Below are 21,918 nucleotides of genomic sequence, written 5' to 3' on the forward strand. Positions count from 1 at the left end.
CCGTCACGAGCCCCCGCCTCGGCCCCCGGGGCAACACCCGGGGTGGCGGGGACTCTCGGCAGGATGACGGATGGTTAGACGTCCAGCGCCTCGACCTCGCCGGCGCGCTCCATGATGAACCGGAAGCGCGCGCTCACGTCTCGACCCATCAGGTCATTGATGACGCGGTCCGTCTCGATGGGGTTGTCGATGGTGACCCGCAGGCTCATCCGGTTCTTCTGGTCGAGCGTGGTCTCCTTGAGCTCGTCCGCGGTCATCTCGCCCAGACCCTTGAACCGCATGATGTTGGGCTTGGCGTTGCCCTTGACCTTCTCGCGGATGATGCGGTCCCGGTCCGCCTCGTCCAGCGCCCAGTACGTCTCCTTGCCGATGTCCACGCGGAACAGGGGCGGCTGGGCGATGTGGATGGCGCCGCTCTCGATGAGCGGACGCAGGTGCCGGTAGAAGAAGGTGAGCAGCAGCGTGGCGATGTGGTGGCCGTCGCTGTCGGCGTCCATCAGCAGGAACACCCGGCCGTAGCGCAGCTTGGAGATGTCGAAGTCCGCGCCGATGCCGCAGCCCAGCGCGCTGACGATGTCCTGGAGCTCCTTGTTGCCGGCGACCTTGTCCGTGGACGCCTGCTCCGCGTTGAGCACCTTGCCGCGCAGCGGGAGGATGGCCTGGGTGCGCCGGTCCCGGCCCTGCTTGGCGGAGCCACCTGCGGAGTCACCCTCCACCAGGAACAGCTCGCTGACGTTGGGGTCCGTGGACGAGCAGTCCGCCAGCTTTCCCGGCAGGTTGAGCCGGTGGCTGACGGCCGTCTTGCGGCTGACGGCCTGGGACGCGGCGCGGCTGGCCTCGCGGGCACGGGCGGCCAGGATGATGCGGCCCACCACCGCCTCGGCGATGCTCTTGTTGTCGTTGAGCCACTTCTCCAGGGCGGGGCGCAGCACGCCGTCCACCTGGGCGGTGACCTCCGGGTTGTTCAGACGCGACTTCGTCTGCCCCTGGAACTGCGGCTCCACCACGTAGACGGAGAGAATCGCGGTGATTCCCTCGCGGATGTCCTCCGCGGTGAGCGACACGCCCTTGGGCGTCAGGTCGTGCGTCTCGATGTAGTTGCGCACCGCCTTGACGACGGCGGCCCTCAGGCCCGCCTCGTGGGTGCCGCCCATGTTGGTGGGGATGCCGTTGACGTACGAGCGGATGTGCTCGTCGGTGGCCTCCGTCCAGCCCAGCGCCGCCTCCAGCCGCACGCCGTTGTCGCGCGAGTGGTAGAACGTGACGCTGCCCGTCGGGACCAGCGGCTTGGCCCGCTCGCTCACCACCTTGGTGAGGTACTCGGCGATGCCGCCGTCGTGCTTGTACGTGACGGACACGGCGGGGCTGGCCGTCTCGTCCTTCCAGACGACCGTCATGCCCTTGTGCAGGTAGCTCTTGGCCTCCAGCCGCTCGCGCACCAGCTCCGCGTCGAACTTCAGCTTCTCGCCGAAGATCTCCGGGTCCGGCTCGAAGGTGGTGGACGTGCCCGTGCCGCGCGCGGGCCCCTCCACCTTCAGCTGGCTGGTGGGCTTGCCACGCGCGTACGTCTGGACGTGCTTCTTGCCGTCGCGCTTGATTTCAATCGTCAGCTTGCGCGAGAGCGCGTTGACCACCGAGCTGCCCACGCCGTGCAGACCGCCGGAGTGGATGTAGTTGCCCTGCTCGAACTTGCCGCCCGAGTGCAGCGTCGTGAGGATGACCTCCACGGCGGGCTTCTTGAGCTTGGGCATGATGTCCACGGGGATGCCGCGCCCGTTGTCCACCACGGTGATGCTGCGGCCATCCTTGTGGAGTACGACCTCGACGGTGGTGGCGTGGCCGTTGATGACCTCGTCCACCGAGTTGTCGAGGATCTCCCACAGCAGGTGGTGATACCCCGTGCCGTCCGTCCCGCCGATGTACATGGCCGGGCGCTTGCGCACCGGCTCCAGGCCCTCGAGGACCTGGATGTCGGCGCCTGTGTAGCTTTCCTTCTTCGTCGCCATGGCGTCCTCTGGCTAATCCTTCTTCTCGGGCAACGGGATGAAGACGGGGAGCTTGGCCACGTCCTCCACCGCGTCGCGCTTGGACATCTCGTGGCCCTTGCCGCCGCGGCCCGTCACCCCGTACTTGGCGGGAGCGAGCTGCAGCTTGCGGCCCTTCTGCGTGTCGAAGTCGATCTTCGCGTCCTTCTGGTTGGGCGCGCTGACCAGGAACTCCACCACCTGGTCGTCGTCATCCACCTTGATGACGGTGACGCCCTTGCCGGGGCCGGCCAGCTCGTTGACCTCCGCGACCTTGCACACCAGGGCGTTGGTCTTCCGGGTCAGCACCGCGAGCAGGTCCTTCTCGCCCGCCTCGCGCACGCCGATGATCTCATCGCCCTCGCCCGTCTTCGCGTAGCGACGGCCGGCGCGCGTGGAGACCTCCAGGTGCGGCTCGAGCAGGAAGCGCATGCCCATGCCCTGCTTCGTCACGCCGACCAGCTTCGCCGGGGCGTGCAGGCGGGCGTCCAGCGACCAGGCCGCGACCACGCGCTCGCCGTCGTCGAACTTGAACAGCTTCTGGATCGGGTCGCCGTAGCCGGTGGAGGCCGGGATGTCGTTGAAGCGGGTGACGTACGCGGTGCCGAAGTTGCTGAACAGCACCAGGTTGGCCTTGAGGCTGCCGGCGAGCACCGCCATCACCGCGTCGCCCTCGCGCAGACGGGTGGAGGACGGGTCCTTCACCTCGCGCACGCGCTTGACCCAGCCGTCGCGGGTGAGCACCACGTGGGCGTCCTCGTCCGCGATGAACGCGTCCGCGTTGAACTCCACCTCTTCCGAACCCGCGCCGCCGATCTTGGTGCGGCGCTTGTCGTTGTACTTGCCCTTGATCTCCCCGAGCTCGTCCTTGACGGTGGACCAGACCTTCTTCTTGTCCTTGAGGATGCCCTCGATGCGCTTGATCTCCGCGCGCTTCTCCTTGAGCTCCTTCTGGACGACCAGGATCTCGAGGCGGGCCAGCTTGTAGAGCTTCATCTCCAGGATGGCGTCCACCTGGAGCTCGTCCAACTGGAAGCGCTTCATCAGCTTCTGGGCCGCGTCCTGCTTGCCCTCGGACTGGCGGATGATGCGGATGATCTCATCCAGCGCGTCGTAGGCCTTCTCGAAGCCCTCGAGCAGGTGCACGCGCTTCTGCAGCTCGCCCAGCTCGTGCTGGTAGCGCCGGGTGACGACGGCGAAGCGGAAGTCCAGGAAGTACTGGAGGATGCTCTTGAGGTCCAACCGGCGCGGCGTGCCGACCTCCGGGTTGTCCTCGCTGGGAATCAGGCACGTCAGGTTCACGCCGAACGTCGTCTGCAGCGGCGTGTGCTTGTAGAGGTACGCCATCACCAGCTCGGCGTTGGCGTCCTTCTTGAGCTCCAGGACGATGCGCACGTCCTTGGTGGACTCGTCGCGCACATCCACGATGAGCGGCAGCTTCCGCTCGCGCACCAGGTCGCCGATCTTGGAGACCAGGGTGGACTTGTTCACCGTGTAGGGGATGGACGTGACGATGATCTGCGTGCCGCCGCGCTTGAGCTCCTCGGTGTCCCACTCGCCGCGGATGCGGATGCTGCCCTGGCCCGTCTCGTAGATCTCCCGCAGCTCCTTCTTGTCGTTGAGGATCTGCCCGCCGGTGGGGAAGTCCGGACCCTTGACCCACTTGAGCAGGTCCTTGGTCTGGAACGTCGGGTTCTCGATGAGGGCGACGAGCGCGTCCACCAGCTCGCCCAGGTGGTGGGGCGGGATGTTGGTGGCCATGCCCACGGCGATGCCCGTGGTGCCGTTCATCAACAGCTGGGGCACGCGGGCGGGGATGACGATGGGCTCGTTGCGGGTGCCGTCGTAGGTGGGGCGGAAGTCCACCGTCTTGCGCTCGAGCTCACCGAGCATCTCGGTGGCGAGCTTGTCCAGACGGCACTCGGTGTAGCGGTAGGCGGCGGCGGAGTCGCCGTCCAGCGAGCCGAAGTTGCCGTGGCCGTCCACCAGCGGGTAGCGCAGCGAGAAGTCCTGCGCCATGCGCACGAGCGCGTCGTAGATGGAGGCGTCGCCGTGAGGGTGGTAGCGGCCCATGATGGCGCCGACGACCTGGGCGCACTTCTGGTACTTCGTGTCGAACGACAGGTTCAGGTCGTTCCACATGCCGTACAGGATGCGGCGCTGCACGGGCTTGAGGCCGTCGCGCACGTCCGGCAGGGCGCGCGAGGTGATGACGGACAGCGCGTAGTTGATGTACCGGCGACGCGCCTCGTCGGCCAGGGAGGCCGGGACGAACCCATCCCCCCCGCCACCGGCGCCCGCGGCACCACCCCCGCCGCCCGAGCCCCCTTGCTTCTTTCGCGTCTTCAATTCGGCTTCTGCGCGCATGCTCTTCGAACCCAGGTGAGAACGTCTCGTACCCGAACGCGGTGCGTGACTCGCGCACCCCGCGCCATGGACTCTGAAATCTTCAACAAAGCGCCGGGACTACCATGGCCCCCTGACAAAGGGAACGAATTCGGGGGGTTGCACGTACTCCGAGGCATCCCACCTGAATCTTCGTCCAGTCCCACTCCAGGGTGGAACATCTCTGTAACCCCCTGAAATTCCGGCGGCCGGGGCGTACGAGACTCCCCGGTGGGCGAGACGGTGGGTGCGGGTAGGATGGGCCATGCAGGTGGGTTTTGGAGCCCATGGGGTAGGGCGACCAGGGAACGTTCGGCCGCCCGGTCGCCCCCTGATGCACCGTGTCACGGGCTTCGTCAGGACGCGGCGCGTGCCTGCTCGTCCGGGGCCGGAAGGGGCCTGTCCGCGGCCCTGGTGTCATCCGGAGCGCCTCCGCTCCCGCGTCCCCGACTCCCATTGAGCACCGAGTAGAGCGCCGGCAGCACCAGCAGCGTCAGCAGGGTGGAGGACAGGACGCCGCCCACCACCACGGTGGCCAGCGGCCTTTGGACCTCCGCGCCGATGCCCGTGTTGAGCGCCATGGGGAGGAAGCCGAGCGCCGCCACCGAGGCCGTCATGAGCACGGGGCGCAGACGGGAGACGGCGGCCTCGCGCAGTGCCTCCGGGAGGGCGCGTCCCTGTCCGAGCAGCTGCCTCAGCCGGGACACCAGCACCATGTCACCGAGCACGGACACGCCGCTGACGGCGATGAAGCCCACCGCGGCGGAGATGGAGAACGGCAGCCCGCGCGCGAGCAGCGCCAGCACGCCGCCCATCAGCGCGAAGGGGACGCCCGCGAAGATTCGCAGCGTGTCCACCCAGCGGCGGTACGTGAGGTGGAGCAACAGGAGGATGAGGCCCAGCGCGATGGGCACCACGATGGCCAGCCGCGCCTGGGCCCGCTCCAGGTTCTGGAACTGTCCGCCGTAGCGGAGGTGGTAGCCCGGCGGCAGCTCCACCTTCGCCAGGGTGTCGCGGACCTTGGAGACGAAGCCGCCCAGGTCGCCGTCGCTCACGTTGGCCTGGATGACGATGCGCCGCTGGCCCCACTCGCGCTGCAGGGTGGTGGGGCCGGACACCTCGCGAATCGTCGCCAGTCGTCCCAGGGGCACGCGCTCGCCGCCAGGCGCGGTGACGGGCACGGTGGCCAGCCGCGCGGGGTCGTTCCGGTACGCCTCGGCCAGGCGCACGGCCAGGTCGAAGCGGCGCTCACCCTCGCGAACCTCGCCCACCACGCGCGTGCCCACCGCCTCCACCACGTCGAGCACCTCGCGCGCGGCGATGCCATGACGCGCGATGGCGGCCCGGTCGACGGTGACCTCCAACACGGGCTGCCCGGTGAGCTGCTCCAGCGTCACGTCCGTGGCGCCGGGGACCGCGCGGACGAGGGCCTCCATCTCGCGCGCCTTGGACTTGAGCACATCCAGGTCATCGCCGAACAGCTTGATGCCCACGTCACCGCGCACCCCGGCGATCATCTCGTTGACGCGCATCTCGATGGGCTGGACGAACGCCATGCGCATGCCGGGCAGGTCCGCCAGCTCCGCCTTCATCTCCGCCACCAGCTCCTCCTGGGTCCCCGCGCGCTTCCACTGCTCGCGGGGATGGAGCGTGACGAAGACGTCCGACAGCTCGATGCCCATCGGGTCCGTCGCCACCTCGGCGGTGCCCGTGCGCGTCCACACCCGCGCCACCTCGTCGGGGAACCGGCTCCGGAGCACCTTCTCCACCTGCCCGCCGTAGCGCACCGACTCGGTGAGGGACACCTCGGCCAGGCGCACGGTGTTGATGACGAGGGTGCCCTCGGACAGGCGCGGGACGAACTCGCGGCCGAGCCCCGTGGCCGCCAGCCCGGTGCCCACCACCATCAGCCCCGCGACGATGAGGACCGTGCGCGCATGGGACACGCTCCACGCCAGCAGCGGCCGGTAGCCTCGCTGGAGCCAGCGCACGATGCGCGGCTCCTGGTGCTGCTGCTTGCCTCTCTCCAGCGCGAACGACGCGAGCACGGGCATCAACGTCAGCGACAGCAGCACGCTGCCCAGCAGGGCCAGGATGACGGTGAGCGCCATGGGACGGAACAGCCGTCCCTCCACGCCCTCCAGCGCGAGCACGGGCAGGTACACCACCATGATGATGAGCTCGCCGAAGAGCGTGGGCTTGCGGACCTCCACGGCGGCGTCGCGCACCACTTGCTTCAGGCTCCGTCCATCGCGAGCCTCGGCCAGGTGTCGCTCGGCGTTCTCCACGAGGATGACGGACGAGTCCACCACCAGGCCGAAGTCGATGGCCCCCAGGGACATGAGGGTGCCCGCGATGCCCAGGTGCAGCATGCCGCTGAAGGCGAACAGCAGGGACAGCGGAATGGCCGAGGCGACGATGAGCCCCGCGCGCCAGTTGCCCAGGAAGACGAAGAGCACGGCGACGACCAGCAGCGCGCCTTCGAGCAGGTTGGTGCGCACCGTGCGCAGCACCAGGTCCACCAGCTCCGTCCGCTCGTAGACGACGTCCACCTGCACGTCGTCGGGCAGGCGCTGCTTCACCTCGTCCATGCGCTGCGCGAGCGCCCGTGTCACCCCGTGCGAGCTCTCCCCCATGAGCATGAAGCCCAGGCCCAGGACGACCTCACCCTCGCCATCCGCGGTGGTCGCGCCTCGACGAATCTCGTGCCCCACCTCCACCTGGGCCACGTCGCGCACGCGCACGGGCACGCCGTCGCGCGCGGCCACCACCACGTCGCCCACCGCCCGTCCGTCCTCCAGCACGCCGATGCCGAGCACCAGGCTCGAGCCACCGCCACGCTCCACCACGCCGCCGCCCACGTTCGCGTTGTTCGCCTCCAGGGCCCGGTACACATCGCCCAGGGACAGGTCGAACTGTCGGAGCCGTTGCGGCTCCACCACCACGTGCCACTGCTTCTCGCGGCCCCCCCACGCATTCACCTCGGCCACGCCGGGCACCGCGCGGAGCTGGGGGGCGATGACCCAGTCGTGCAGCGTGCGCAGCTCCTCCAGGCTCCGGCGCTTGCTCTTGACCAGATAGTGGAAGACCTCACCGAGCCCCGTCGCCACCGGCCCGAGCGTCGGTGCCTCGATTCCCGGAGGCATCTTCACGCGGCCCATCCGCTCCGAGACCTGCTGACGCGCGAACCACACGTCCGTGCCGTCGCGGAACTGGAGCGTCACCTGTGACAGCCCGAACTTGGAGATGGAGCGCAGCTCCTCCAGGTGGGGCAGTCCCGCGAGCTGCTGCTCGAGCGGAATGGTGAGCTGGCGCTCCACCTCGACGGGCGAGAGCGCGGGCGCCACCGTGTTGACCTGCACCTGCGTGGGCGTCGTGTCGGGGAAGGCATCGAGGGGCAGGGCTCGGAACGCGAGCAGCCCCGAGATGACGAGCGCCACGGTGCCCAGCAGCACCGCGCCACGGTGCTCCAGCGACCAGTCGATGATTCGCGTGAGCATGGGCTACGGGCCTCCTTCCTCACAGCAGCCCGCGCCGATGGCGTCCTTGAGCACCTCCGTCTTCAACAGGAAGGCGCCCGTGGTGACGACCTCCATGCCGGGCCGCAGGCCCTTGACCACCTCGACCTCGTCGCGCGTGCCCGCGCCCAGCTCCACGGGGACGGGCTCGTAGAGCGTCGCGTCCTTCTTCACGAAGACGAGCACCCGTCCCTTGGCGCGCTGGATGGCGGAGTGGGGCACCATCAACGCCTCGTGCTCCTCGGCCACTTGAATGCGAGCGCGCAGGAACAGGCCCGCCTTGAGGGCGCGGTCGGGGTTGGGCAGCTCCACGCGGGCGCGCACCGTGCGGGTGGCGCGGTCCACCGAGGCCCCCACGCGGGTGAGCGTGGCCTCGCGGACTTCTCCGGGCAGGCCCTCGAAGCTCAGGGTGACCTTCTGCCCCGCGTGCACCTGGGCGGAGTCCGCCTCCGGAATCTCGAGCAGGGCCCAGAGCGTGGAGAGGTCGGCGACCTCGAGCAACGTCTGTCCCGCGGCGACGTGTCTGCCGGACACCGCGTCGCGCGCCACCACGGTCCCAGCGAAGGGCGCGGAGAGGTTGTAGAGCCCCTCGCTGCTTCCTCGCGACGCGCCCGCCGCGCTGAGGGCCGCGCGGGCGGCTTCGCGTTCTCCCTCGGCCGCGGCGAGCTCGGCCCGGGCCTGCTCCAAATCCTTGCGAGGGCTGATGCCACGCTCCACCAACTCCTGCTCCCTCGCGAGCGCCGCGCGAGTCGTCTCCAGTCGAGCCAGGGCCGCGGACAGCCGCCCCTTGTCCTGTCCGACGGAAGGCGAGGTGAGCGCGAGCAGGGGCTGGCCCACCTTGACGTCGTCCCCCTCGTCCACGCGTACGTCGCTCACCAGCGCGTCGCCTCGCGCGGACAGCCGCGCCAATCGGTTCTGGTTGAAGGTGAGCTGGCCCACCACCTCCAGCGAGCGCGCGAAGTGCCTGCGCTGGAGCCGATGCGTCTGAAGACCCGCCTCGCGCGCGGTGTCGGCGGAGGCCAGTCGGATGCGCGTGCCGGGCGTGGGGAACAGCGGCATCTCGGCGCCCGCGGCCTTCACGAGCTCCGGGTGACAGAAGGGACAGACGGACTCCGGGAAGCCATGCTCGCGGCAGTAGTCACCCGCCGCGATGAAGCCCGCCACCCGCTTCGGGTTGCACTGGGTGCACTTCGATTCGGGCACCGCGTGCTCCTTGCACCAGTCGGCCGGCGTCGCCTGGGGGCTGAAGGTGAGCGACGGGTTGCACTGACGGCAGTGGGACTCGGGCAGCCCGTGTGCATCGCACCAGTCGTCCTGGGCCTTGTAGACATCGACGAGGTCGGGGTCGCACTTCGTGCACAGCTCCGCGGGCACGCCGTGCTCGCACAGCGTGACGGCGCGCGCCTCGGGGGACGAGGGCCCCGCATCGGAGGGCGCGGACGAAGGGGGGCGCTTCGCCGCCTCGGGCTGGGACGACTTCGTGCACGAAGCGCCCAGGACGAGCAGGCCCGCCAGCGCCAGCAGACCGATGCGGGGGCCCATCTACTTCACGCCCTTCTTGGCGAGGTCCGGGTGGCAGAGGGAGCACTGGGACTCGGGGCGCTCATGCTCGGCGCACCAGTCGTTCTTGGCCTTGAAGACAGCCGCGAGCTTCGGATTGCAGCGCGTGCACAGCGACTTCTGCACGCCGTGCTCACACTTGGGCTTCTCTGCGGCCTGGGTCTGCGCGGGCTTGGGCTCCTCGGCCGACGCGGAGAGGACGGGGAAGGACACGAGGGACACGACGAGCACGACGGTCTGGAGGGAACGCATGACATGACTCCGGCCAGGGCGGTGCCCCGGCGGTGGATGTCCGCGCGGGAGTGCGCGGAGGGTGGCTTCAGCGGGGCAGCACGGCGACGTGCGCTTCCACGCGAGACCCTGGAAGGGGACTCGTTGGACACACGTCTCCCGTGACGGGCGGAATCAGGCTCTGGGAGGCTGGAAGATGTCGCGCCCCACGCCGCCGGGGAGCAGCACGTCCGGGTGGACGTGGATGGGGGGCCGGACGAGCGGCTCCTCCACCTGGCTCACGAAGGGCAGGGGCACGGGCGCGGCCCGCAGCGGACAGCAGAGGCACAGCGCGCAATCCGCGGCGCAGTCCGAGCAGTCCCCCGTTTCGGCTTCCTCTTCGCAATCCGCATGCGTGTCCGATGCGAAGGCGAGCGTCTGGAAGACGCCACCCGTCATCAGCACGAGGAGGAGCGCGAGGGTGCGCAGGAGGAACCGCATCGACCCGAAGGCTTACTGGAGGTCTCCGCGGAGAGTCAACGCGACGGGGCCGACGAGGGTGCCGGGTGCTCGCGGATCAACTTCTCCAGCAGGCGGCGCATGGCTCGGGAATCCCATTCACGAGGCCCCGAGAATCGAGCGACCAGGCGCCCGTCCACCACCAGGAAGCTCTGGGGCAGGGCGTCCACGCCGAACGCGCGGGCGACCGGGTGTCCCTCGTCCAGTCGCAGATGCAGCGCGGCGGGGGGCGGCCCACCGAGGAACGTCTCCACCGCCTTCGCGTCCGTGTCGTGGCTGAACACGACGACACGCAGCGCGTCAGGAGGCGCTTCGGCCAGCGCGACGAGCTGCGGCGTCTCGGTGCGGCAGGGCGGACACCACGTCGCCCAGAAGACCACCAGCAGGGCCCGTGAGTCGGGAACCTCCGCGAGCCGCGGGGCCGGACCTTCGACCCGGAGATAGCTCGGCGGCGGCTCCGTCCGGCAGCCCGCGAGCGGTGACAAGAAGAGCAGGGTGGCGACACGGGCGCCGACGTGGGAGCGACGCATCATCGCGCGGCACCGGACTCGAAGGTGCGAGGGTCCACCGGGGCATCCCGCGACGGGGAGGCCTTCACCGCGCAGCTCCGGACGTGATGCCGTGACGGGCGTCCGGGAGTCGCTGTGCGGCGGACAAGCGCACGGGCCCGCCTCGACGCGCGCGTCCCGCGAGCCCACCGCGGGCTCGAGGACGCGACACACGTGGCGACTGGAACGTCAGGGGTCGGCCTTGGGCGCCTTGCCCCAGTTGCCGTCCTTGAAGATCTTCACGTTGCCCTTGGATCCGCCTCCGCCAATCAGGCCCGTGACGGTGGCCTGGATGGGCTTGCCTCCGGGCGGCTGGTAGACGACGCGCGCCTTGCGGCCGGCGGGGATGGACGGGTGGGTGCTGTCGATGAGCAGGTAGACGGTCTTCCCATCGGACTGGATGCGGTCGGTGTCGTGCTTGTGGCTCAGCTCGGCGAGCAGCTCGCCGTCATCCACGCTGCTCGGCTCGCTGTTGAGCAGGCGCACCTTGACGCGCAGCCAGTTCTTGGCGCCCTTGCCGCTCTCCGTCGCGTACTCGCGCACGCCCTGGATGATGACGGCCAGGTCGGCGCCATTGCCCGGGGCTCCCGCCGCGAGCTTCAGGCCCGTCTGCTTGCTGGAGTCCGCGTCGATGAGCAGCGTGGCGTTGGAGCAGCGGTTCTTGCATTCCTCGCCCCACGGCTCCTTGTCGAAGCGCAGGCGCATGGCGAAGTCGCTGCCCTGCGGGGCGATGACGGCGTCGACGATGACCGGACGCTCGCCGTCCGGAGGCGCGGTGTACTTGAAAGTGGACCGTTCCTTGGCGACGACGCTCGAGCCGGCGAGGAGGGTACAGGCGAGCAACGGCAGAGAGCGCTTCACGGGGTGTGGACCTCCAGGGAAAAGACGTCCATTCAAGTGGGAAGCGCCCGTGCCTTCAAGTCTTGGGCGTTAGAGTCTCCCCGGGAGGTGTGAGAGATGCGGAATCCCTACGTGCGTCAGCTCAAGTTGGGCCCCATGGACAACTTCGTCTACCTCGTCGGCGCGGCGGACTCGCGCGACGTCGTGGTGGTGGACCCGGCCTGGGATGTGGCTGCGATTGAACGGGCAGTGGAGGAGGACGGCAAGCGCCTGGCGGGCGCGTTCGTCTCACACTGCCACTTCGACCACATCAACGGCCTGCCGGAGCTGTTGTCCAGGCACGACGTGCCCGTCTACGCGCAGCGCGCGGAGGTGGACTTCTCCGCGGAGCTGCGCGAGCTGTCCGGAGCGCTGCGCCCGCTGGGGCCCGGAGACGCGGTGCCGGTGGGCGAGGAGACGTTCCATGCGTTGCACACGCCGGGACACACGCCGGGCTCGCACTGCCTGCTGGCCGGGGACGCGCTCGTGTCCGGGGACACGCTGTTCATCAACGGGTGCGGGCGGTGCGACATGAACGGCGGCGACCCGGAGGCGATGTACCGCTCCTTGTCGCAGGTGCTGCTGAAGGTTCCCGACTCCACGCGCCTGTGGCCCGGGCACGACTACGCGGACGTCCCGGTGGCGGCGCTGGGGGACGTGCGACAGAAGAACCCGTACTTCTCGTTCCCGGATGTCGCCTCGTTCGTCGCGTTCCGCATGCGCCCGAGGAAGTGAGCGCTGACGCGGGACCGGAGGCGCGACCACGGGCCTCCGGTCCACTCACGTCACGACGGGACTACCAGTAGACGGCGACCGACGAGACGCGGTCGTTCCACGAGTGCCAGCGGCGGAACGGCCAGAAGCCCGTGTACCAGCCGTAGCTGCCCATGTTGCCGATGGCCCACGCGCGGCCCACCCACAGCACGTGGCCGCCGAAGTAGGAGTGCTCCGTCATCAGCGTCCAGCGGCCGCACTGGGTGCTCCACATGGAGGAGATGCGATCATTCCACCAGCCCAGCGTGTTGTAGCCCCAGCCCGGGTAGACGGAGAACGCCGCGCCGCCGTACCACGAGTGCTCGAAGAAGACCGACCAGGGGTTGCACGGGTACAGCTCCTGGCCCGTGGGCTGCTCGGACGGGAACTGCTGGGTCTGCTCGAAGTACTTCGTCAGGTCCGCCGTGGTGCGGAAGCCCTGCACGACGCTCTGCTCCGCCGACTTGCCGTCGAGCACGTAGTGCGACAGGTGGATGTCCTTCTCCTGGAGCTCCTTCGCCGTGTACTTCACGCCGTCGACGAGGATGGGCAGCTCGGGCAGGAAGCCCTCCACGGGCTGCTTCTCGATGTCCTCACGCGGCGCGTCCCGCAGGACCCGGCTCAACGGGATGCGCGCCAGCTCGCCTTCCTTGTTGGGCAGGTCGCCCGTGGTGTGCTCGGGCACCGGCTCGATGTTCTGCGCGAAGGCCGCGCCCGTCGACAGCAGCGACGCCAACACCAGTGAACCCATCACTGACTTGAGATTCATTGCCTGCTCCTGGGGGTGTGGGGATGACCGCGGCCCGTTCCGGCCGCGTCGCCCGCACTCATAGCGTGTCTGTTCTGTGGCAGACAAATCAGTGAATTTTTGTTTAGCGATTAAATCTAGACTCACGTTCCGCTGGACCTGGGGCGCGGCTGTCACGGAGTCGCGCGCGCACATCCGCGTCGGCGCGACACGTGCCCGTGCGCGTCTGGAGAATGCCTGTCGTGTTGGAAGGGGAGGGCCGTCGCGCCCAGGGTCGATTCAGGCGGAGATGGAAGAATCCAGCCTGTCTTGCCTCATGGGCGCGACGGTCCTGTAACCGGTTACGGCCGATGCTGGGCGAACATCCAGTCCCAGAAGGACTGGCTCTGGTACGTGGGCGTCCCGAAGTCGGTGGTGCCCTGCGGATGCACGGTGAAGCGGATGGGGGAGGTGCCCGCGGCATGGGCGCCGGGCTGGGTGCTCCACGTGTCGTTGGAGGCGTCGAACAGGTACGTCAGCGTCGCCGTGGGCGCGGGGAAGGTCAGGAACTGGTCCCAGCCGTAGGCCTTCGTCAGGCCGCGCAGCCACGAGTGCTGGGCCGTGCCCGCGTTGGCCGTCACCCACGCGTCCACCATCCACACGGGGACGTTGGTCAGCAGCGAGAGCGCGGGACCGGGGCCGCCCAGGTTGGCGCCCACCGGGGCGAGCGCGGCGATGCGGTCCCCATGCTGATAGGCGTAGTTCCACGCGCCGGAGCCTCCCAGCACGCGGCCGGTGATGTAGATGCGCGAGGTGTCCACGCGGTACTGGGCGACCAGGAAGTCCACGAGCGCGTCGAGCTGAGCGGGGTCCCAGTTGGCCGACGCGCGTGGCGCGAAGACGAGCGCCTTCTTGCCGCCGAAGTACGTCTTCCACGTGGCGCTGCTCCGGATGAGCTGGAGCGGGCCGTAGCGGGACACCACCTCGACGAGCTGGGCCTCGGTGCTGGTGGTGCCAATCTCGCCGGAGTCGTGCAGGTGGATGACCACGGGGTACGTCGTCGTCGGGGACGTCAGGTAGCCGGGGGGCAGGTACTCGCCGTAGGCGTACGTCGTCCCGGTGACGCTCGTGAGCCGGCCGATGACCTGGTCCTCGACGGTGATGGGCAGGCCCGACGTGGACTGACGGTAGGTGGCCGTCACGGTGGTGGCCGCCGCCGGCATGCTCAGCGTGGTGGTGGCGGACGTCGCGCTCGCCACGGTGGCGCCCGTCCAGCGGTCGAACACGTAGCCCGTGGCCGGCGCATCCGCGGTGATGGTGACCTGGGTGCCGCTCGTGTACTGGCCGTCGCCCGAGCCCGCGTTGACGGTGAGCGTGTACTTCGTCGTGGTGGCGGCGCGGTAGGTGGCGGTCACGGTGGTGGCGGCGGCGGGCATGGTCAGCGTCGTGGTGGCGGAGGTGGCGCTCGCGACGGTGGCGCCCGTCCACTTGTCGAAGACCTGGCCCGAGGCCGGGGCGTCCGCGGTGATGGTGACCTGGGTTCCGCTCGCATACTGACCGTCACCGGAGCCCGCGTTGACGGTGAGCGCGTACGTCACGGGCGCGGGCGTGGTGCCGCGCTGTTGGGCGAGCATCCAGTCCCAGAACGCCTGCGTGCTGTACGACTGGGTCCATCCGGTGTGCGCGCTGCCCGTCAGCACGATGAGCCGGGCGACCGCGCTGCCCGTGCCCACGGCGCCCGTCTGGGACGTCCACGCCTTCGTGGTCTTGTCGAACTGGTACGTCGTCGTCTGAGTGGGCTCGGGGACGCCCACCACCTGCGAGGCGCCGTACACCTTCGTGTAGCCGACGAGCCATGACTGCTGCGCGGCCACCTCGCCGTAGCTGCTGGAGGCCCAGACCGCCACGTCCTTGAGCGAGGTGAGCGTGTCACCCGGCGCGCCGATGTTGGTGGCGAACGGGGCGATGGCCGCCAGCTCCGTGCCGTATTGGTGCGCATAGCGCCACGTCCCCCAGCCGCCCATGCTCAGGCCCGTCAGGTACACGCGCGTGGGGTCCACCCGGTAGTTGGCGACGATGAACTGGATGAACGGACGCAGCTCCGTGGGCGAGTAGTTGTCCACGCTCTGCGGCGCGAAGACCATCACCTGCTTGTTGCCGAAGTACGTCTTCCACGTGGCGCTGGTGCGGATGTTGGCCAGCGCGCCGTGCTTCGTGGTGATGGTGTACAGCTCCGACTCCGTCGTCGCCCGGCCCAGCTCCCCCATCCCGTTGAGGTGGATGATGGCGGGGTAGCGCTGCGTCGACGTCAGATATCCAGGAGGCAGGTACTCGGAGTAGCCGAGCGTGGCTCCAGAGGCGCCCGGCAGCCGGGTCACAATCTGGTTCTCCACGGTGATGCTGACCGCGGAGCGCTGCACGTCGAGGGCCTGCGGGAAGCCTTCTTCGACGCCGGGACCGCACGCCGCCAGGAGCACCAGGGCGACGTGGAGGACGACGCTTCTCATGGGAACACCTTTCGAGGGGGAGTACGACCCGACCCACTCTAGTAGGCGCTCTGCAATTGTTTCAAGATTGCATCTGTTTCGGAGTGTTCGAGGCTGTCATGCCCTCCGGGCCCGGGAGCCGACGGGGGGCATCTGCAGGCCCTGGGGCCGGGCGTGGAGCGAGCGGTAGGCCGCGAAGGAGAGCAGGCCCACGGCGAGCAGCGTCCAGAGGGCGGCCCAGACGACGGCGGGCACATAGGTGAGGTCCGCGAGCAGGGCCGCGTCGCTGCGCGAGCGCACGGCGCTGTTCCACAGGTCGTCGCGCAAATCGAACACGGCGTACAGCGCGGTGAAGGCGGCGATGAACAGGTTGACGAAGTCCACCGCGCCGTCCGGCAGCCACTTCGCGCCGATGCCCATGACCGCGGCGGTGCCCACGCAGAAGGCCAGGGTGAAGGCGTCCCCCGCGTACAAGAGGCCCATCACGACGAGCCACACACACGCGGCCCCCAGCACCCACCGGCGCAGCCGGAAGCGGAAGGTGGCGAGCAGCAGGCCCGCGCCGGCCACCGCGCTGCCCAGGTAGCCGCCCGAGTACACGGCGATCTGCCGCAGCATGCCCGGAGGCAGGCGCGACAGGCAGGAGCCCGACTCATCGGCCGCCAGGTGGATGCGGTCCACGGAGCCCCCCACCAACAGGGTGGCGAGCGCGTGTCCGCTCTCGTGCATCATCACCACGAGCAGCTTCAGTGGCCAGAAGACGGGCGAGTACCAGAAGTACCAACCGACCCCCAGCATGACGAGCAGGAGGGCCAGGCGGCCGAAATCGAGCTGTGCACCGCTGGCGGTCTTCATCGGTACCGGGGCCTCCCCACCATGGGACACCCCAACACTTAAGTCGGGTCCCTCTTCCCGGGAAACTCCTGGCTTGCCGCGGGGCGTCGTGACGTGAGGCGGATGTCGCCTGCGGGCGCCGGACGGGGTAGGGATGGGGCATGAAGAAGACGCTCCTCCTGCTCTCGCTCGTGGCTGCCCCGGCGCTCGCCGGGGAAGGGAAGTGGACCCCTCAGCAGGTCCTGGAACTGGACCCGGCCTGGCTGCGCGCCCAGGGCCTCCAGGTGCCCCCCAAGAAGCTTTGGGACCCCAAGCGCGGCACCGGCCTGCTCGCGGGCGCCGTGAATGTGGGCGGGTGTACCGGCGCCTTCATCTCCAACACGGGCCTGGTCATCACCAACCACCACTGTGCCTTCGGCATCATCCAGGAGCACAGCACCCCCCAGCGGGACCTCATCACCCAGGGCTTCCTGGCCACGGAGCGCAAGGACGAGCTGCCCGGCAAGGGCGCGCGCGTGCAGGTCCCCCGCAGCTTCACGGACGTGACGGCGCAGGTGCTGGCGGCGGTGCCCCAGGGCGCGGACGACACGGCCCGCTTCAAGGCCATCGAGCGCAAGCAGAAGGAGCTGGTGGCCGAGTGCGAGAAGCGCCCCGCCACCCGCTGCCAGGTGTCCACGTTCGACGGCGGCGTGAACTACACGCTGGTGGACGCGGTGGAGCTGCAGGACTCGCGGCTCGTCTACGCCCCGCCGCGCGCGGTGGGCGAGTACGGCGGTGAGGAGGACAACTGGATGTGGCCGCGCCACACCGGCGACTTCGCCATCCTCCGCGCGTACACCGCGCCGGACGGCACGTCGGCGGCGTACAGCGACAAGAACGTGCCCTACAAGGCGGAGTTCTTCTTCCCGCTGTCCACCGAGGGCGTGAAGCCCGGTGACTTCGTCATGGTGCTGGGCTACCCGGGCCGCACCTACCGCGCGCTGCTCGCGGAGGAGATGGCGGAGCGCCAGTCCCGGCTCTACCCGCGCATGCGCGACGTGTTCGGCGAGGCCATCCGCATCCTCGAGGAGGAGGGCGACAAGGACCCGGCCGGGAAGATCGCCGTGGCCTCCACGCTCAAGGGCCTGCACAACGTGCACAAGAACGCGGGCGGGCAGCTGGCGGGCCTCAAGCGCGGGCGAATCGTCGAGAAGCAGCGCGAGGCCGAGGCGGACGTGGCGGCCTGGGCGACGAAGAGCACCGCGAAGTGGGGTGGGGCGCTGAAGTCCCGCGAGGAGCTGCTCACCGAGCAGCAGGCGAACGCGAAGGTGTTCGAGCGCGAGTTCCTGCTCGGCGCCACGGGCCGGCTCGCCCGGGGCCCGTCGCTGGCGGTGACGCTGGCGCGGCTGGCCACCGAGCGCGCGAAGCCCGATTTGGAGCGCCGCCCGGCATACATGGAGCGCGAGCAGGTGCGCATCAAGGACCGCCTGGAGCGCGAGCAGAAGAACGTGTTCCTGCCCGCGGAGAAGCGGCTGCTCACGGCCTTCGTGCGGCGCGCGCAGGCGCTGGGCGCGGATGAGCGCATCGCGGCGGTGGACAAGCACTTCGGCAAGACGTTCGTGGAGAAGGACGTGGCCGCGAAGGTGGACGCGATGTACGCGGGCACGCAGGTGCTCACGCTCGCCGAGCGGATGAAGATGGGCACGGAGACGCTCGCGCAGCTGCAGGCGCGCAAGGACCCGCTCCTGGCGTTCGGCCTGGACCTGGCGCGCGAGCAGGAGGCGCTGGATGAGGCGCAGGACCGTCGCGATGGCGCCTCGTCGCGGCTGCGGCCCGACTGGCGCAAGGCGGTGCTGGCGCATGCGGGCAAGCCCGTGGCGCCGGACGCGAACGGGACGCTGCGGGTGACGTTCGCCAAGGTGCAGGGCTACTCGCCCCGGGATGGCGCGGTGTACACGCCGCAGACGACGCTGTCGGGCATGCTGGCCAAGCACACGGGCGAGGAGCCCTTCGACGTGCCCGAGCGCGTCTCGAAGGTCGCCGAGGCGAAGCGCTATGGTGCGTGGGCGGACAAGAAGCTCAAGGAGGTCCCGGTGAACTTCCTGGCGGACGCGGACACCACGGGCGGCAACTCGGGCAGCCCCACGGTGAACGGCCGAGGGCAGCTGGTGGGCGTGAACTTCGACCGCGTCTGGGAGAACGTGGCCAACGATTTCGGCTACAACCCGGACGTGGCGCGCAACGTGAACGTAGACGTGCGCTACGTGCTGTGGATGCTGGACCAGGTGGAGAACGCGGACGCGCTGCTGAGGGAGCTGGGCGTGCGCAAGGGCCCGCCGGTGGCGGGGGAGACGCGCTGATGACCGAGCCGGCGGACACCTCGTTGCCACTGCCTGTCTTCCGGCCGGAAGAGCAGGTGTGTGGCAACTGCAAGTTGTGGAGCCCTCACTCGGTAGATGAGCGCCGGGGGTGGGTGGGGCCCTGCCGGCTCCAGTCGTCTCGGGGGATGTTTCCGCCGTCCGCCCCCATCTGTGACAAGTACGCGCCCCGGGGCACGGCCGTGGCCCCGGCGGCGCAGTCCCCTACTCGCGAGCGCACCGCCCGGAGCGTGGCCCCGGTGGTGATTCGCCGCCGGGTGGCGGACCCCAACGAAGTCATCGACCTGGATGGGCTGAACATGACGCGTGAAGAGCTGATGGACATCTTCCGGGAGGCGTCGGGCCTCACGGATGCGCCGCCGCTCGCGGGCAAGTGGGAGGGCGGCACGGTGCGCCTGGTCCCCGGCAACCCCGAGCTGCAGGCGAAGGACTTGCCCATCGACAACCTGTTCCACAAGGTCGTCATGGTGCGCGACAGGCTGCGCGTGCTCGAGCAGAAGCTCAACGCGCACCCGAAGCTGTCCGACGCGGAGAAGGTGGAGATGCAGAGCTACATCACCCGCGTGTACGGCTCGCTCACCAGCTTCAACGTCCTCTTCAAGGACAAGGGCGACCAGTTCGTCGGCGCCAAGGGCGACGAGTAGCTGTTTTCAGGGGCGCTGGCCGCGCTCCTCGAGCAGCTCGAAGGTGCGTTGCCGGGCGCGGTGGAGGGTGCTCTTCACGGTGCCCTCGGGGATGCGCAGCAGGCGCGCGATTTCGGGGTACGTCAGGCCGCGGACCTCGCGCAGGTAGAGGACCTGGCGCTGTTGCTCGTTGATGTCCTCGAGCGCGGCGGTGAAGTGCTGCTCCATCTGCGTGCCCATGGCCTGCCGCTCGGGAGAGAGGGGCTCGGCGGGCTCGTGGCTCAGGCGCTCGCGGCGCTTGCGTGCTCGCAGCCAGTTGATGCTGCTGTTCACCATGACGCGGTGGAGCCACGTGGTCCACGCGGCGCGCCCGCCGTATCCGGGCGACTTCCAGGCGAGTCGGGCGAAGACATCCTGCACCACGTCCTCGGCGTCATCCGCGTCACCGACGATGCGGCGGGCGATGGCGAGCGCGCGGGCGCGGTGCTCGTTGTAGAGCTGCGTGAGGGGCGGAAGGTCGATGGCGGCGGCGTGCATCACGGGTGGGCTCCTGGACACCCCAGCGGGGACCTCCCTTGGAACGAACCACCTGCGAAAAGGGTCTACGCGCCTGTGTGACGGTTTTTTCTCACCGGACGCGACGAAGCTCACCCTGCAGGGCAGGGTGGCGCCATGGTCCATTTCGAGAACCTCTCGCCGTGCGCGTATTTTCCAGGCGCTGCGGCACGCGCCCCGTGCCTCGCGCGAAGTCCCCGAGGCACGGGCGCGACGACTACTCCTGCTCGTCCTGCTTCGTCAGGCCCCAGTCCTTCAGGCGCTTGAAGAGGGTGGAGCGGGCCACGCCCAGCTCGCGGGCCACGCGCTCGCGGTTGTTGTTGTACCGGCGCAGCGCGGCCTCGACGATCTGCCGCTCGAGCTTCTCCAACATCTGCTCCAGCGTCATCCCCGGCGGCAGCTCGGGCACCGAGATGCCCGTCTCCTTGTTCATCTCCTGGTCGAACGTCAAATCGTTCGCGTCGACGACCGGCCCCTTGCGCAGCAGCAGCGCCCGGTGCACCACGTTGCGCAGCTCGCGGATGTTGCCCGGCCACGCGTGGTTCTGCAGCCGGTCCATCGCGGACGCGGACAGCTTCACCGTCTGCCCTCTCGGCGAGTACAGCTTCACGAAGTGGTCCGCCAGCGCCGGCAAATCCCCCTTGCGGCTGCGCAGGGGCGGCAGGTGCAGCGGAATCACGCAGAGGCGGTAGTACAGGTCCTCGCGGAACTTGCCCTCACGCGCCGCCGCCAGCAGGTCCAGGTTCGTCGCCGCCACCACCCGCACGTCCACGTGCATCGGCCGGCTCGCGCCCACGCGCTTGATTTCGCCGCTCTCCAGCGCGCGCAGGAGCTTCGCCTGCAAATCCAACGGCAGCTCGCCAATCTCATCCAGGAACAGCGTGCCGCCGTCCGCCTCCTCGAAGGCGCCCTTGCGCGCGTTCGCCGCGCCCGTGAACGAGCCCTTCTCGTGGCCGAACAGCTCGCTCTCGATGAGCTCCTTGGAGATGGCCGCGCAGTTGACGGGGATGAGCGGCTTGTTGGCCCGCTGCGAGCACTGGTGGATGGCGCGCGCCACCAGCTCCTTGCCCGTGCCGGACTCGCCGAGAATCGTCACCGCCGCCGTGGAGGGCGCCACCCGCTCGATGAGGTCCGACAGCCCCTTCACCGCGTTGTCGCTCCCGATGATGCCGTGGAACGCCGTCGGCTCCTTGCGGTTGCCCGCCGCCGCCGCCTCGAGCACCAGCTCCGTCTCGCCCACCCGCAGCGTCGTCGGCAGCGACACTTCCGCCTCGAACACCCGCACCGGCCCCAGCCACGTGCCGTTCGTCGAGCGCAGGTCCACGACGTGGAACGTCCCGTCCCGCCGCGTCACCTTCAGGTGCTTGCTGGAGGCGAAGCGATCCTGCAGCACCAGGTCGCACCCCGCGTCCTTGCCCGCCGTGAAGCTGTCGCCCGTGAGCCGGTGCACCGTCTCGTTGGGCCCCTGCTTCACGCGCACCTGGGCGGGCAGCCAGCGCAAGGACTGCGCGTCACGCGCCTGGATGGACGTGGTGTGCCCCACCTCGGTGGCCACGTCCGCGCCCTCGCCACCGCCGCTCAGCCGGAACACCGCGCGCCACTGGCCCAGCGCCAGGTCCGCGCCGTCCGGCAGCGCCGCCTCCGTGATTGACGTGCCGGACACCGTGGTGCCCTTGCCCGACAGGTCCTGCACCCGGCACTCCACGCCGTCCCACAGCAGCGCCACCTGCTGACGGCTCACCTCCGGGTCCGGGATGGCGACGTCGCTCTGCTCGCCGCGACCGAGCACCAACCTCGCCCGGTCCACACCCACCCTCAACACCTCCTCGCCACGACGGAAAAACACCAGCTCCGGCATCCACGGCCCTCCTGTGCGCCCGCGCTTTACACGTCCCGGCGCGCTGACTTCAACCACCACGCCCCGGGAAGGGCGCACACGA

16 protein-coding genes are annotated in these 21,918 nt (G+C 69.5%); 3 read left to right on the plus strand and 13 right to left on the minus strand.

Features of this window, described 5'->3' with window-relative positions; all coding sequences use genetic code 11:
- Positions 1-74 precede the first annotated feature (74 nt).
- From LXT21_RS17480 to LXT21_RS17515, 8 genes are all read right to left on the minus strand, one after another.
- On the minus strand, positions 75-2,006 hold the full coding sequence (locus LXT21_RS17480; protein ID WP_254039282.1) for a DNA gyrase/topoisomerase IV subunit B: 1,932 nt from the start codon (positions 2,004-2,006) through the stop codon (positions 75-77).
- Between the two features lie 12 nt (positions 2,007-2,018).
- On the minus strand, positions 2,019-4,391 hold the full coding sequence (locus LXT21_RS17485; protein WP_254039283.1) for a DNA gyrase/topoisomerase IV subunit A: 2,373 nt from the start codon (positions 4,389-4,391) through the stop codon (positions 2,019-2,021).
- A gap of 374 nt (positions 4,392-4,765) precedes the next feature.
- Positions 4,766-7,909 carry an efflux RND transporter permease subunit gene (locus tag LXT21_RS17490; protein WP_254039284.1) on the minus strand — a complete coding sequence of 1,048 codons (3,144 nt, stop codon included), beginning with the start codon at positions 7,907-7,909 and terminating at the stop codon, positions 4,766-4,768.
- A 3-nt stretch (positions 7,910-7,912) separates the two neighbouring features.
- Positions 7,913-9,469: an efflux RND transporter periplasmic adaptor subunit gene (locus LXT21_RS17495; protein WP_254039285.1), complete on the minus strand. Its 1,557-nt coding sequence runs from the start codon at positions 9,467-9,469 to the stop codon at positions 7,913-7,915.
- Positions 9,470-9,739, minus strand: a complete 270-nt coding sequence (locus tag LXT21_RS17500) for a hypothetical protein (RefSeq protein WP_254039286.1) — start codon at positions 9,737-9,739, stop codon at positions 9,470-9,472. It lies immediately after the preceding gene.
- A gap of 153 nt (positions 9,740-9,892) precedes the next feature.
- A complete protein-coding gene (locus LXT21_RS17505; RefSeq protein WP_254039287.1) occupies positions 9,893-10,198 on the minus strand; it encodes a hypothetical protein in 306 nt (101 codons plus the stop codon).
- Between the two features lie 35 nt (positions 10,199-10,233).
- A complete protein-coding gene (locus tag LXT21_RS17510; RefSeq protein WP_254039288.1) occupies positions 10,234-10,749 on the minus strand; it encodes a TlpA family protein disulfide reductase in 516 nt (171 codons plus the stop codon).
- Positions 10,750-10,953: 204 nt separating this feature from the next.
- Positions 10,954-11,625 (minus strand): hypothetical protein, encoded by a 672-nt coding sequence (locus LXT21_RS17515; protein ID WP_254039289.1) that lies wholly within the window; start codon positions 11,623-11,625, stop codon positions 10,954-10,956.
- A gap of 96 nt (positions 11,626-11,721) precedes the next feature.
- On the opposite strand from LXT21_RS17515, the gene LXT21_RS17520 reads away from it, so the two are divergent.
- The gene (locus LXT21_RS17520) at positions 11,722-12,378 is read left to right on the plus strand and encodes an MBL fold metallo-hydrolase (protein ID WP_254039290.1); all 657 of its coding nucleotides are present in this window, start codon (positions 11,722-11,724) and stop codon (positions 12,376-12,378) included.
- Between the two features lie 61 nt (positions 12,379-12,439).
- On the opposite strand, the gene LXT21_RS17525 is transcribed toward LXT21_RS17520, so the two are convergent.
- From LXT21_RS17525 to LXT21_RS17535, 3 genes are all read right to left on the minus strand, one after another.
- Positions 12,440-13,165, minus strand: a complete 726-nt coding sequence (locus LXT21_RS17525) for a hypothetical protein (protein WP_254039291.1) — start codon at positions 13,163-13,165, stop codon at positions 12,440-12,442.
- 320 nt (positions 13,166-13,485) lie between these two features.
- Entirely contained in the window at positions 13,486-15,630 is a 2,145-nt protein-coding gene (locus LXT21_RS17530) for an InlB B-repeat-containing protein (protein WP_254039292.1), read from the minus strand.
- Between the two features lie 96 nt (positions 15,631-15,726).
- The gene (locus tag LXT21_RS17535) at positions 15,727-16,464 is read right to left on the minus strand and encodes a M50 family metallopeptidase (RefSeq protein WP_254039293.1); all 738 of its coding nucleotides are present in this window, start codon (positions 16,462-16,464) and stop codon (positions 15,727-15,729) included.
- Between the two features lie 140 nt (positions 16,465-16,604).
- Between LXT21_RS17535 and LXT21_RS17540 the strand changes: the two genes are divergently transcribed.
- Entirely contained in the window at positions 16,605-18,782 is a 2,178-nt protein-coding gene (locus tag LXT21_RS17540; RefSeq protein ID WP_254039294.1) for a S46 family peptidase, read from the plus strand.
- Entirely contained in the window at positions 18,782-19,444 is a 663-nt protein-coding gene (locus LXT21_RS17545) for a high-potential iron-sulfur protein (RefSeq protein ID WP_254039295.1), read from the plus strand. Before LXT21_RS17540 ends, LXT21_RS17545 begins: the two co-directional genes overlap by 1 nt.
- Before the next feature lie 6 nt (positions 19,445-19,450).
- On the opposite strand, the gene LXT21_RS17550 is transcribed toward LXT21_RS17545, so the two are convergent.
- Together LXT21_RS17550 and LXT21_RS17555 are read right to left on the minus strand one after the other, a co-directional pair.
- Entirely contained in the window at positions 19,451-19,960 is a 510-nt protein-coding gene (locus LXT21_RS17550) for an RNA polymerase sigma factor (RefSeq protein ID WP_254039653.1), read from the minus strand.
- A gap of 235 nt (positions 19,961-20,195) precedes the next feature.
- Entirely contained in the window at positions 20,196-21,836 is a 1,641-nt protein-coding gene (locus LXT21_RS17555) for a sigma 54-interacting transcriptional regulator (RefSeq protein ID WP_254039296.1), read from the minus strand.
- Between the last annotated feature and the right edge of the window lie 82 nt (positions 21,837-21,918).

Origin of the sequence: Myxococcus guangdongensis, from assembly GCF_024198255.1 — a bacterium.
Classification (GTDB): domain Bacteria; phylum Myxococcota; class Myxococcia; order Myxococcales; family Myxococcaceae; genus Myxococcus; species Myxococcus guangdongensis.

Coding starts and splice junctions, on each gene's coding strand:
- LXT21_RS17480 (WP_254039282.1), bottom strand. CDS start 2,006: ATGGCGACGAAGAAGGAAAGCTACACAGGCGCCGACATCCAGGTCCTC.
- LXT21_RS17485 (WP_254039283.1), bottom strand. CDS start 4,391: ATGCGCGCAGAAGCCGAATTGAAGACGCGAAAGAAGCAAGGGGGCTCG.
- LXT21_RS17490 (WP_254039284.1), bottom strand. CDS start 7,909: ATGCTCACGCGAATCATCGACTGGTCGCTGGAGCACCGTGGCGCGGTG.
- LXT21_RS17495 (WP_254039285.1), bottom strand. CDS start 9,469: ATGGGCCCCCGCATCGGTCTGCTGGCGCTGGCGGGCCTGCTCGTCCTG.
- LXT21_RS17500 (WP_254039286.1), bottom strand. CDS start 9,739: ATGCGTTCCCTCCAGACCGTCGTGCTCGTCGTGTCCCTCGTGTCCTTC.
- LXT21_RS17505 (WP_254039287.1), bottom strand. CDS start 10,198: ATGCGGTTCCTCCTGCGCACCCTCGCGCTCCTCCTCGTGCTGATGACG.
- LXT21_RS17510 (WP_254039288.1), bottom strand. CDS start 10,749: ATGATGCGTCGCTCCCACGTCGGCGCCCGTGTCGCCACCCTGCTCTTC.
- LXT21_RS17520 (WP_254039290.1), top strand. CDS start 11,722: ATGCGGAATCCCTACGTGCGTCAGCTCAAGTTGGGCCCCATGGACAAC.
- LXT21_RS17525 (WP_254039291.1), bottom strand. CDS start 13,165: ATGAATCTCAAGTCAGTGATGGGTTCACTGGTGTTGGCGTCGCTGCTG.
- LXT21_RS17530 (WP_254039292.1), bottom strand. CDS start 15,630: ATGAGAAGCGTCGTCCTCCACGTCGCCCTGGTGCTCCTGGCGGCGTGC.
- LXT21_RS17535 (WP_254039293.1), bottom strand. CDS start 16,464: ATGAAGACCGCCAGCGGTGCACAGCTCGATTTCGGCCGCCTGGCCCTC.
- LXT21_RS17540 (WP_254039294.1), top strand. CDS start 16,605: ATGAAGAAGACGCTCCTCCTGCTCTCGCTCGTGGCTGCCCCGGCGCTC.
- LXT21_RS17545 (WP_254039295.1), top strand. CDS start 18,782: ATGACCGAGCCGGCGGACACCTCGTTGCCACTGCCTGTCTTCCGGCCG.
- LXT21_RS17550 (WP_254039653.1), bottom strand. CDS start 19,960: ATGCACGCCGCCGCCATCGACCTTCCGCCCCTCACGCAGCTCTACAAC.
- LXT21_RS17555 (WP_254039296.1), bottom strand. CDS start 21,836: ATGCCGGAGCTGGTGTTTTTCCGTCGTGGCGAGGAGGTGTTGAGGGTG.